Annotated in this window: 6 protein-coding genes; 1 reads left to right on the top strand and 5 read right to left on the bottom strand. The window is 34.3% G+C overall.

The genetic code is table 11. The annotated features are described in order from the left end of the window. Complete coding sequence (gene nusB, locus BKH42_RS04815; RefSeq protein ID WP_095295461.1) at positions 1–426, top strand: transcription antitermination factor NusB; 426 nt, start codon at positions 1–3, stop codon at positions 424–426. Between the two features lie 573 nt (positions 427–999). On the opposite strand, the gene BKH42_RS09490 is transcribed toward nusB, so the two are convergent. From BKH42_RS09490 to BKH42_RS04795, 5 genes are all read right to left on the bottom strand, one after another. Further along, on the bottom strand, positions 1,000–1,173 hold the full coding sequence (locus BKH42_RS09490; RefSeq protein ID WP_180673981.1) for a hypothetical protein: 174 nt from the start codon (positions 1,171–1,173) through the stop codon (positions 1,000–1,002). 28 nt (positions 1,174–1,201) lie between these two features. Then, the gene (locus BKH42_RS04810; protein WP_257874272.1) at positions 1,202–9,826 is read right to left on the bottom strand and encodes an SNF2-related protein; all 8,625 of its coding nucleotides are present in this window, start codon (positions 9,824–9,826) and stop codon (positions 1,202–1,204) included. 286 nt (positions 9,827–10,112) lie between these two features. After that, positions 10,113–11,459: a DNA repair protein RadA gene (radA, locus tag BKH42_RS04805; RefSeq protein ID WP_095295457.1), complete on the bottom strand. Its 1,347-nt coding sequence runs from the start codon at positions 11,457–11,459 to the stop codon at positions 10,113–10,115. Positions 11,460–11,462: 3 nt separating this feature from the next. Next, complete coding sequence (gene ftsY / locus BKH42_RS04800) at positions 11,463–12,332, bottom strand: signal recognition particle-docking protein FtsY (RefSeq protein WP_095295455.1); 870 nt, start codon at positions 12,330–12,332, stop codon at positions 11,463–11,465. A gap of 17 nt (positions 12,333–12,349) precedes the next feature. Next, positions 12,350–12,940 carry a hypothetical protein gene (locus BKH42_RS04795; protein WP_095295453.1) on the bottom strand — a complete coding sequence of 197 codons (591 nt, stop codon included), beginning with the start codon at positions 12,938–12,940 and terminating at the stop codon, positions 12,350–12,352. Between the last annotated feature and the right edge of the window lie 23 nt (positions 12,941–12,963).

Below are 12,963 nucleotides of genomic sequence, written 5' to 3'. Positions count from 1 at the left end.
ATGGCGACAAGAACTCAGGCTAGAGAAGCTGTAGCGGGACTTTTGTATGCTTATGATAGTGGAAATACTAGTATCAGGGATTTTGCACAAAACATACTAGGAGAAAAAAAAATAAAAAATAAACAGCAAGATTTTGCACTAACTCTTTTTGATGGAGTAATTGCAAATATCCAAGAACTTGATAATTTGATTAAAACTCATTTAAAAGATTGGGATTTTGAAAGACTTGGAGGAATGGAGAGGGCCATTTTGAGACTTGGGGCATATGAGATTAAATTTACCCCTACAGATTCTCCTGTTATTATTAATGAGGCTGTTGAACTTGGAAAAATGTATGGCGGAGATAATGCCCCCAAGTTTATCAATGGAGTCCTAGATTCTTTATGTAAAATCAATAAAGATATTTTTAAAGAAGCTTCTAGATAGTCATTACCGAATCCTAAAGTTTATTTTTATTGGATTTATAAACGTATTATTTGGATGCTATTGTGGCAATTATACTAGGACAAAACACATCATATTAGGAAGAAGGATATTGTCTATGATGGAATAAATTTCTAGAGCTTAAGAGCCACAATACAAGAAGATTTTGAGCTCAATTATATTTTATGATTCTAGCGTCATAGAAGCAAACACATTGATTCCCTAAGAGATAAAAGTCATACTAGAAGGAATCGCCATCGTAGGAAAGAGTTTAAGAGGATATTCTGAAGGTATCCATCACCTACAAACTATTGAATATATCAAGGAGATTGCAAGCTAAAAAGAAGAACTATCACAATGGCAAATTAAAACAATACATTCGCTCATATTAAAAAATATTGACAATAAAAATGCTGGAAAATATCAAAATGCAATGTCAAAATAAGCAGTGCAAAACATATTCTCGCTGACTATTGAATCTAAATGATGAGATGATAAATTTCATCAAGTGGTGTCAAGAAGACACACAGAAACTACATCCAATCATTGGTGCATCTAGGGTGCATATTCATTTTATTAGCATACATCCCACAAAATTGGTTGTCCTCTTTTTTTAAGTATCTCAATCGTTTTAGTATCTAATTGTTTGCCATGCAAGTAAGCTTTAGCTGTTTTGTATTCTAGCAAGGATTCCTGGTTCCCACTCCTAGCTTCTTCATAAAAATAGCTGAGTTCTGTGATGTCTTTCATATGTTTCCTTTAATATTTTTATAGTGACCTACCATATCGTGATGCTTTGTCTTTCTTGTAGGGCTGGATTTTTAAATTTCATTTTGTGTTTAAGATTTCTATCAGAATAAAAGGTTATAATTCGCTCAGGAAAAGGCAACTGGTTTCGGTCGCTTCCGTCGTGAGAAGCACCTTTTCCCCTGTTACCCACTACGATTCTAAATCTCACTCCATCTTTATCTTTCCATTCATAAATCCTACTACCGTTATTATCAATATAAGGTTCTTTATGGTTTTTAAGATACTCTCGTATGGAATTGCCCATATCAAGTAATTCATTTTGACTCACATAGCCTATGTTTTTTGGATTGCTATGCCTAGCATTGATATGACTTGCTCCAAAGCCACTATCATTTTTGTGTCTCCCCTTTTCGAATAAAATAGCCTTATCAATAGAGTCCAAATCTTCTTTTATGACTGTGGATTTTTTATTATTATAAGCCACATTATAAATCCCTCTTTTTTCTTTTTGAATTTGTTTTGTAAAGGCAGTGTGGATTTCCTCTTTTTTATCTGGAAAATAATGCAACAAGACATTCTTCAATACATTCTTATTTCTTTTTAGCAAGTATTCAACTGCTTTGCCTCCTAAAACAGCACTCAAGCCTCCTAGTAACATATCACCTTCATCATTCTTGCCATCTTGGTTGTAGTCTATCTCTAAGCCTGAGATTGCCCCAAATAATCCTATCCCTGCATAGGGGTGGGATTGGATTTTTACTTGTAATTCTTTGATGAGTTTTATGTGTTGTTTTGTTTTTTCTTCGAGTTCTTTTTGTTTATCAAATTTCTTCAGAGAATTCTTGAGTATTGGCAAGGTTGTTTGTGCATTTTTGAGTTCATCTTGCATTGCTATGAGTCTTTGGGCTTTAAAGTAATTGTCTATTTTTATGAGGGCTCCATTGGTTTTAAACTCTTGTTTTTTTGTGGTGCTAATAAGATAGCTTTGCTCACTTACAGGGGAATGTGCGATGAGATCAATACTTCCAAATTCACGTTTAGAAAAAGAAGCTTCAATGATAAAGCCATTGTATTTATAGATATTTTGGATTCTTTCATCGATTTTAATCTGATCAAGTGCATCGGCAAGTCCATTGTTTTTCTCTCCTCTGATGTACGTAGTATTCCCTATTTGAACTGTGTTTCCGCCTTTGTTAAACGCCTCCATATCTGTTTTAAAATCTTGTATTTCTTTGGGTTTGTATTTGATTAGTTTTTCTAAAGCGTTTATTTCTCTATTAGTCCGCAAATTGATATTGGCGATGTTTTTTTGCAAGGCTTGAAGACTCTCAATGTCTCTTTTAAGATTCAAGATATCTAGATGTCTTTTATCTTCTAATGTAGCTGCTTGAATTTCTGCAAAGTTTAAAACTTCATCGCCTATATCTTCAATCTCTCTACCACTGAGTTCTCCTTTTCTTAGCTGAGAGATGAATTTTGATTTGGTCAGAAGCTTTTCAAATATCATCGTATCTAACATTCCTTTAGTAACATAGGTGTAGATATTCACTTTGAATGTATCTTTTCCGTATTTATCATAAAGACTATTGCCTTGTCTGATAGCACGGCCATTTCTTTGCTCTATATCAGCAGGTCGCCAGGGGGCATCTAGATGATGAATCGCAACGATTCGCTCTTGCACGTTTGTTCCTGCTCCCATCTTACTAGTAGATCCTAGCAGGATTCGCACTTCACCATTATTGACTTTTTCAAACAATTCCGCTTTTTTCTTATCTGTGTCAAAATCATGAATAAAAGCGATTTCTTTTTCTGGGATTCCTTGTTTGATTAATTTCTCTCTAATATCTTCATATACAGAAAATCCATCACCATTAACGACTTTGATATAATCCGCCCCACCTTTATCTTTTAAAATCTGCTCTGCTTCTTCATTTCCTTGCTCTATTGCTTTAAGAAGGTTATCGAGTTCTTGTTTTGCTTTGGGATTTTTATTTTTGGGCGTACTCATATCTAAAAATACAAGTTGGGTGCCCTTATCTTGTTTATACTGCTCATATTCTTTCAAGATATTGGCGATGCTTTGATTGATTTTAGAATCAGGAGAGTCCTCAAACAAGGGGTTTATGAGTCTCATATCCAAGCTCCCCTTCTTCCCATCGGTAGTGACTTTGAGATAATTGTCTTTTGAAGAGTCTAATCCATTATCAATAGCTTTGCTTCGCTCCATAATTTCTTGCATAAATTTCTCTTGTAAAGGACTCTTTTTGATTTGCACGGTAATAAAATCTGCTTTTGGCAAATCAAACTCTTTGCCCTGAAGTTTTAACATTGCTTCCACATCTTCATTTACTATCACATCAGAGAATTTTTTGTATTCTTTGATAAGTTCAGGCATATTGATATAGCCAACCAGGCGATTAGCGAGTTTAAAATCCCCTTTGGGGTGGTATTCAAATCGTGTTTGTACTTTTCCAAAAGTCTTGCTCCACTGATCAAAACTATGGATTCTTTTTTGCTCCAATCCTTTATAATCAAGGTATTTCTGAAGGGTATAGAGTTCAGCGATTGAATTGCTGATAGGCGTTCCTGTAGCAAAGACTATTTTTTTATTGTTGTCTTGCAAATAGCGAGTTTTCATAAAGAGATCAAAGGCTTTTTTTGAGCCTTTTTGATTGCCTAATCCTGAGATGTTTTGCTTAGAAAAAAACTCTAAGTTTTTAAATTCGTGTGCTTCATCTAAAAATAAAGCATCAATGCCTAATTCTTCAAACGTGATGGTTTCATCTTTTTTGCTATCCATTAGCTCTTGAAATTTTTTTCTTTTTGAAGCAAGGGCTTGTTCGAGTTTTTTTATAGAAAGTGGATTGACCTTATCAAATTCTTTTATGGCTTCTTCAAAAATACCGATTTGTTCGCTCATAAAATTTAGCTCAGATTGTTTGCTCATAGGAAGCATTTCAAAGTTGCTATGCCCTATAATGATAGCGTCCCAATCTCCTGTGGTGATAGCAGAAATAGTTCTTTGTCTGCTCTTTTTATCAAATTTTCTAGTGGCTAGGATATTTGCATTAGGATAAAGCCTAGCAAACTCTGACCCAAATTGATTCACGATGTGATTGGGCACGACGATGAGAGGTTTTTGTGCTAGTCCTAATCTTCTTAGTTCCATCACGCTTCCTACCATCGTATAGGTCTTCCCTGTACCAACAGTGTGATCTAAAAGCGTACTAGGAGAGCTTATGATGCGATAGATTGCATTTTTTTGGTGAGGACGCAAATCTATCAGATCGCTAGAACCTTCTAGTTTCAAAAAATCTCCATCAAAGTTTCTAAGTTTAGTGCTATTAAAAATATCATTATAAATATTCTCGACACTCTCAGCCCTTTTATAATCTTCATAAATAAAATTCTTAAAAGCTTCTTTGAGTGCTCCTACTTGTTGATCTAAGGCCTGTTGCCCTTGTGAATCAGGGTAAAATAAATCTCCTTCTTTTTTCCCCATATTGATTTTTTTATCATTTAATGCTATTTCAAACACATCAGAGGCACTGATGTGTTTAAATTTCCCTTCTACCCCAAAGGTTTTATCTGCTTCAATAGAACTTTTGAAATTCACGATGAATTCATCAGTGAGTTCTTGATAACTCACGCCCTTGTGATTTCCTCCTAAAAATTGCTTTGCAAAATCTTCATAGATTTCTATAGGGATATAGTTCGCCCCCATATTAATTCCAATTCCTTCTATCTCTACCTTTTTTGGCAATGCTTTTTGCAAGGCATCTAATGCTTTTGCTTGATAGCTATCAAGTTCTTTTCCTTCAAAGTTTTTTATTTTTACAGCAATATTTCCACTTAAAAACTCAGGGGCATAGATAATATTTCCTTGTGCATCTTTAAAAGCTAGATTCTTATCTAATATCTCTTTTGTGATGGATTCACTATCGTTACCTAATAGCCCAGCAACACGATCAATATCTAGCTTTCCTGTTTGATTATAACAGATGGATATGCCATCTTCAACACTGTGTGCTTTTGTGGGTCTCACATAAGGAAATTGCGTTCTTTTAGTAAAAATATCTGCTTTTTTAGCACGGTATTTTCCATCTATTTTTTTATAATCTTCTTCTAATGAAGCAATGTGTGGATAAGTAGGATCTCCATCAAAGGCTCTAGCGATTTTATGATCACTTAAATAGGTGTTAAATTTATTTCTAAAATCATCATAGAGGGTATTGAGTTCTTTTCTTTGATTGAAGATGCTATCTTCAGTTGCTAAAGGGTCAAGTTGCATTTGTTTTAGCTTCATAAGGGTGTCTCTGATTTTTGAAACAGCAGGGATTATTTCTTTGATTTCTTTGATTTGTGCTAATTTGGCTTTTTTTCCTGTATCAGTTAATCTATCAAATTCTTCTGGTGTCTTGTCAATAAGCTCTAAATCAGGTATTTTCTCTAGTTTTTCTTGATTGATTCGATAAAACGCTCCATCTTTACCACTAGCGATACTTCCAGATCTAGCATAGCTAGAATGTATCAAATCATCTTTGATAGAAAGATTCAATGAAGGATTATCTAGCATCTTTTGTGCGATTTCAAACCCCGCTATAACAGGGCGAGTGTCTATATGAATGCCTTCAGAGAGTTTATCTATGGCTTCTTTGAGTTGCAATGCTGTATCGCCATTAGCTTTAAAGCCTACGCTATCAGCTCCATACATTCCACCATATCTTCCAGGAGTTCCTAGCATAAAATGTGGATTGTCTGCAAAATAAGAATTGATAAGAATATCTTCTTTTCCTTGTGTATCAGGAATACTTTTGAGATTCACCCATTCAGAAGAAGGCCTATTCTCTCCACTTTTAAGTTTTCTGAAAAAGACAATATCTGTGGCTACTTGAGTATCTTCAAAAGACCCCTGTGGCAATCTTATCGCTCCTAAAAATTCAGCTTCTTTAGCTATGAGTTCCCTTACTTCAGGGTTCTTTGTATCTAGAAAATGAGTGGTGATGATTTGTGCTAGAATCCCATCTTCTTTAGTAAGAGCGAGATTTTTAAGCATAAAGTAGTTGTGTATGTTAAAGCCACTTTCTTTTTTAAAATGCTTATCATAAACGCTAAAGCTTCCATAAGGAGGATTGCCTATGATTAAATCATAATTATTTTTAGGTAAAAGTGCCTCTTCATATCCCATATGATCTATTGTTGCACGGGGGTAGAGATATTTAGCGATTTTAGCAGTGGTATCATCAAGTTCTATTCCTTTTAGATTGGTTGTGCTTTTCAAGCTATCAGGGAGCAATCCAAAGAAATTTCCTACGCCAACAGAAGGTTCTAGTACTTCTCCGCCCCTAAAGCCCATCTTTTGTAGTGCCTTCCACATAGAATCCACAACAAAATAAGGGGTGTAATAGCTAGAGAGGGTACTATTTCTAGCTTTGGCATATTCTTCTTCACTTAAAAGCTCTCTTAATAGCGTATCTTCAGGGGCATTGTCTTTAAAGCTATTAGCTAGTCCTCCCCAGCCTACATAACGGCTTAGTTTCTCTTTTTCTTCTAAAGAGGGCAAGGTTTTATCTTCTTGTAGCTTTTTAAGGATTCTTATCGCTTCTATATTGTCATCAAATCTTTTTTTAGGGCTTTTTGAAATGACACTATCAGGATTTATACTGAAGTTACTTTCTAAAGAAGAAATTTGAGAAGAGCTAGGAGCAGAGGAACTAGAGGGCGAACTGATAGGGAGCTTGACTTCAGGGTTTTTGAATTCTACCTCTTTTATACTTTCATTGGTTCTTAGATCTAAGGTTTCTTTGATGGTTTGATTGCCTTCTTTTTGTGTGCTAGAGATAAAACTAGGAGTCACTAAGACCTCTTTTATCTCATTACCCAAGCTATCATATTCCTTATATCCATTAGGAGAGATGATGGCTTTAGGAGTACTAGGAATAGCTAAGGGCTCTAGATCTTTATTGATTTCTTGCACGGGGTGAGAGATGATGGTATTGTTACCTTCAAAGGTCACTTTATTGCCTTGTTTTTCTAAAAGCTTTTTAAGCGTATCTAAAACATATCCGTGCAGTTTTATCTCAGCAAAAGCCTCTGCTATCAAGTCCTTATTTTCTTCTTCTTTTAAAGCAGATTTGCCATAGATTTCGCTTATCTTTTGTTCATAAGCTTGTTTATCTGTTTGAAGTAATTCTCTAAACCAATCAATTTTATCAGGTTCATAAGTAGGACTTTGTTCATATTGTTTTATTTTTTCTTCATAAGTCTTGATCCTTCTTTGCAGCTCTAGCGTATCAAAAATATCTTCATTCATAGATTTAACAAATTTCTCTACTTGGGGGTCATCAAGCATGTTTATGATGTATTTAGCTTTTTGTATTCCTTGCTTTTTTAGTTTTTTACCTTCAAAGGTTTTAGTATCTAAGATGCTTTGGTATTGTTTTTTGAGTGCATCATACGCATCATCTTCATTTAGCTTTGCTTGATGTTTTTTATAATCCCTATAAAAACTCAGGGAGAAGTCATTAGTATTGGGGTATTTCTTTTGTAGTTCTTTGTATGTTTGTAAAAGTTCTTGATTTTTTAGCTGTTCTGTGGTAGGATTTGCGGGAAGATCTTCAGAGGTTTTAGAGAGAGTCTCCTCTATATGATTAGCATCAGAGGATATACTTGGTGCTTCCTTGTCCTTTTCATACGCTGTGACAACCCATTTATTCTTTGTAGGTTCCCCTTTCCAATTGCTTTTTAAAACAACTTTGTAACCATCTTTTTCAATCTTGACTGCTTCATTGTTTCTTATAGTGAATTCACCTTCTGTAATAATATTCTCTAATTTTTCAGGCGTGATGTTAGGGTGTTTATCTATGATGTGAGCTAATCCATAACCTATGTGTTTTTCTGCACTAGTTACTTCACCCCATACCAAATCAATATCTCCTAGACCTTCTTTATGGAAAGCTCCTTGTACTTGTCCAAGTTTATAAGTGAGTAAGCTTTTAATCGCTGAGATTCCCCTAATAGGACTTCCATCATATTGAGTGAAATTGATCCCAAAAGGTTCATTTAATTCTTCTTTGATCCAATTATCATATTGTTTTAATACTAAAGGATCTTTTTTGAGAAAGCTATTGGCTTGTTCTACTGTGATGTCTTTTTTAGCATAAGGAGTGGCAAGGCTATTAGATTGATTTTGATATTCTTTGGTTTGAGTGATTTTATGTAAATCATAATATGGCTTTAAACTATGAGGGAGTTTAGCAGAAGTTTCTTGCAAGTTCAGGGATTCTTCTTTGGGTTCTGGTGAGAGTGAAGATAGCGTTTTTTGAGATGTTTGAATTGGAGAAATAGGCTCTAAATCTTCGTATAAATGTTTTGAGAACGCATTGTCTGATAGTACGCTAATTATGTTATGCTTATTATCCATTAATAATACATAATCATCTTTAATAAAATAAAGATCACTAGTGTTAGGATTTTTAAAGAGTTTTCCATTATTGATAATATCAGGAAGTTCATTTATTGTCATTAAGCCATAGTTGTATTTAATTTTTTCTAAGCTATGAGAAGAGAGATTAATATCCCCTATTTCTTCTCTATAAAAAGCCCCATCAACTCTTCCTTGTTTTGTTTCTAGGATCTTATCTATAGCTTCTTTGCCTTTATGATAATATTGTGGATAGTTTTCATTAGTAGGGAGAGGTAAATCTTTGAAACCTGCTTTTTTTGTTTTTTTGAGATAAGTGATGATTTTTTGTTCATCATCTTTTAGATTATAAAAATGATCTTCTTGGAATGTGTATTTGAGTTCTTCTAAAAGATTATCGATTTCATTACCACTAAAAAAAACATGGGTATATTTATATGCTCTTGAATTTTCTTTATCAAGCTCTATTCCAAGATCTTTTTTAAATTTTTTCATCTCTACAGTATCTGCAATATCATAAACAAGCTCTCTTTCTAGATAAGTTAATTTATGTTTCAGATCAAAATATTTAAAAATTTCTTCAGGGGATTTTAGATAGTTTTCTATCTTTAAAGCCTCCTTCATTCTAGTTATCCCTGACTCTTTTAAGACATCTTCAAACTCTTGTATGGTTGTGATTTTTTCATCTTTGATGATTTCTTTTTTAATCCTTAGTCTTTCTTTCATTAAATCTGCATTCAGTAGATTTTCTAATAAAAGGCTGTCTTCATTTTCTGTATTCTCTTTGGTGCTTTTATCTCTATTAGTTTGTTTGATTTGTTTGTCTTGATTTTTTAGTTGTTCTGTGGCATTATTACCTTGAAGATCTTCAGAGGTTTTAGAGTGAATCTCCTCTAAATTTTGGGAAACAGAGTCAATACGCTTGTTTCCGCCTCGTGTATCTTCATATGCTGTTAATACCCAATGATTCTCTGTAGGTTTTCCTAAAATATTCTTTTTAAACACAACCGTAAAATCATCATCAATAATTTTTGTTGCACTATGAGGGCTTTTTACTATCTCCCCTTTCTCTATAATCTCAGGAATCTTATCTATGACTTCAGGGTGTTTATCTACTATATGGGCTAATCCCATCTTCTCATTACCCCAAACTAAATCAATATCTCCTAGACCTTCTTTATGGAAAGCTCCTTGTACCTGTCCGCTTTTAGTTTCTAAAAGCTTATTGATAGCTTCTTTGCCTTTATGATAATACTCAGGATAGTTAATTCCAAAATCACTGATAGTTTCTAGGGGTTTGTTTTGATCTTTAGTTGTTATATGGCATTATTAGGAGGAAGATTGTTTGAGGGTAGAACATCCCTTGAGGCAACTCCATTACTTGGCAGAAGGTCTGAATGGGGCAATCTCTCAACTTCATAAAAGGTTAGCATCTAATGATTCTAACCTTTTTCGCCCCCAATTTTTTTGATAATCCTGCTTTGTATATTAATCCTTGTTTTTAAGTCAGAGGACATTACATCCAATCAAGAAGTTTTGTGACCTCTGTTACTTCATAGCATTTGATTTTTGAAGATGTACTTGGTTTTTTTGGAATGATAGCTTTACTAAAACCATAACTTTCCATCTCCTTGAGTCTTGTGTCTATATTGCTAATTTCTCGTATGTCTCCTGTTAGACTCACCTCTCCCATAAAAACCGTAGTATTATTTAATGGGCGATTTTTAAAACTAGAAATGACACTTGCGATGAGTGCTAGATCCGCACTTGTTTCGTTAATTTTGATCCCACCTGTAACATTCACAAAAACGTCGTAATGGTTCAATGGAATTTCGAGTTTTTTCTCTAAAAGAGCCAACAGCATATTGAGTCGATTGCTATCAAAACCAGTAGCAGATCGTTTAGGTACAGCAAAGCTACTTTCACTCACAAGGGCTTGAATCTCAAGCACAATAGCACGAGAACCTTCTAATATTACAGTTATTGCACTTCCAGATGAGGCTTTTCTTTGAGAGAAGAATAGTTTGGAGGCATTTTTTGCACTCACCAATCCTTCAGCTTTCATTTCAAAAATTCCAATTTCGCTAGTGGTGCCAAATCGGTTTTTAAATCCTCGAAGCATACGGAGTTCCCTGCTAGGATCTCCCTCAAAATACAAGACTGTATCAACCATATGTTCAAGTACTCTAGGACCAGCTATAGAGCCTTCTTTGGTAATATGCCCAATAATGAAAATTGCTATATTGTATTGCTTTGCTAATCGCATTAATTCAAATGTTATTTCTCTAACTTGAGAGATGGAGCCAGGTGCGGAAGTGATTTGAGGAGAATAGATCGTCTGAATTGAATCAATCACACAGACAGGATACTCTTTTGTAACAAGGTTGGATTTGATGGAATTCAAATCAATCTCATTTAGCAAATAAAGATTTTCTTCTACACAATCAAGTCTTTGTGCGCGAAGTTTTATTTGTCCTGCACTTTCTTCTCCACTAACATATAAAACTTTTTTCCCATTTTTTGCAAGTCCTCCTGCAACCTTTAGTAAGAGTGTGGATTTTCCTACACCTGGACTCCCACCAACAAGATAAAGTCCACCTGGTACAATTCCTCCTCCCAAAACAATATCAAGTTCTTCTTGCGAAGAAGAAAATTTCACAACATTTTCGTATTCTATGGAAGTGATAGAGGTGGCGGAGGTGTTTGAAAGCATAGTATTTGTTTCTTTGATGCTTTGAATTTGTGAAGGAGTGAGTTCAACAAGGCTTTCCCACGCACCACAATTGCTGCACTTGCCCATCCATTTTGTGCTTTGAAAGCCACAATGTTGGCATTCAAAAAGATTTAAAGATTTTTTTGCCATATGCTACTCAAAAATAGATTCAAGGATACTCTGAATATATGCTTTTTCATCAAATAAAACCAGATCATCTTCTTTTTCTCCCATTCCTAAAAACATAATGGGTAGTTTGAGTTCATATAAAATACTTAAAATTGCTCCACCCTTACTAGTTCCGTCCAATTTTGTAATGATAATTCCATCAATTTCAAGCATTTGATGGAATATTTTTGCTTGAGAGAGTGCAGAGCTTCCTTGTGTGCCATCTAAGATGAGTATTTTACGAAACGCTTCTCCATTGAGTGCCTTAGAACAGGTACGAGAGATTTTTACCAGTTCATTTTTTAGGTTAGTTTGATTGTGTAATCTTCCTGCGGTATCAATAATAATGTTATCCATATTCCTTGCTAATCCAGCTTGAATGCTATCATATGCCAATGCACTTGGATCGGCTCCATTTTGTGCACTGATGATACTAACACCAACTTTTTCACTCCATAATTTAAGTTGTTCGTTTGCAGCTGCTCTAAAAGTATCTCCTGCCCCTAAAAGAACTTTTTTTCCTTGAGATTTGTAGAGTTTTGCCAACTTTCCAATAGTGGTTGTTTTTCCCGCTCCATTTACTCCAATAATGAGCTCTACAAGAGGTTTAGTTTCAATGGGTTTGAGTGTTACTTTGTCATAATAACTTTCTCCTCTAAAGAATCTATCTAAGGCAACTTCAAGTTGATTTTTATTGATAATTTCTGGTAGATGTTCTAGCATAGAATCAATGATATCATATTGAATATCTGCTTCTATGAGGATATTTTCTAGCTCATCTTTTGATATATTTTTAGTTTTTCTGCCCATTATGGAGGAGATATTTTGAGCAGTTTTTTTGAATATTTTTAACATTGCACTCGCTTTTATTTTTAATGTTTTTTAGATAAATAATCAATATCGTGATCAAACATTTCCTCAGGAATGACTCCACTGTAGGTTTGGTATTTTTTTCCATGTCTGTCATACATCACAAAGAAGGGAAGTTTTACAGATGAAGTCATTTGATCTGCTTGAGCTTTATCTGCTGGGTCTGTTTTTTCTTCAGATTCATTTATTTTTTTGAAAAAATCATTGAGTAAATTTTTATTATCCGCTGGATTTAGCACGGGAAAAGAGACTTTATTTGCTTGAACATATTCTTCAATCTCTGTTTTGGGATATTTCTGAGTTAGTATTGTGGCTATATAAACTTTAGGAAATGAAGTTCTCAGGTGATTCATGCTAACGATATAGTTTTTAGAATCTTCAGAGTTAAGATCTAAAAACATTATAAGGGTCGTTTTCTCAATATCTTGAGGTTTTGGAATATCATTAAAGATGTCAAAGGTCTCAAAATCACTCATAATTTTCATACTCCTACCTTCTTGATCGGTGAATTTATAAGTGATTTGATTTTTGTGTGAATGATCTCCACAAGCTATCAAAAAAAACCCTATTAATATGGAGTAAAAATACTTCATTTTCAAATCCTTTTTATCTTTAC

It is taken from the genome of Helicobacter sp. 13S00482-2, from assembly GCF_002272795.1.
Taxonomy (GTDB): Bacteria; Campylobacterota; Campylobacteria; order Campylobacterales; family Helicobacteraceae; genus Helicobacter_J.
This window is presented reverse-complemented; position numbering and strand designations above follow the sequence as displayed.

Bases quoted from the DNA above. Each gene is read 5' to 3' on its own strand.
- nusB (WP_095295461.1), top strand. From the start codon at position 1: ATGGCGACAAGAACTCAGGCTAGAGAAGCTGTAGCGGGACTTTTGTAT.
- BKH42_RS09490 (WP_180673981.1), bottom strand. From the start codon at position 1,173: ATGAAAGACATCACAGAACTCAGCTATTTTTATGAAGAAGCTAGGAGT.
- radA (WP_095295457.1), bottom strand. From the start codon at position 11,459: ATGGCAAAAAAATCTTTAAATCTTTTTGAATGCCAACATTGTGGCTTT.
- ftsY (WP_095295455.1), bottom strand. From the start codon at position 12,332: ATGTTAAAAATATTCAAAAAAACTGCTCAAAATATCTCCTCCATAATG.
- BKH42_RS04795 (WP_095295453.1), bottom strand. From the start codon at position 12,940: ATGAAGTATTTTTACTCCATATTAATAGGGTTTTTTTTGATAGCTTGT.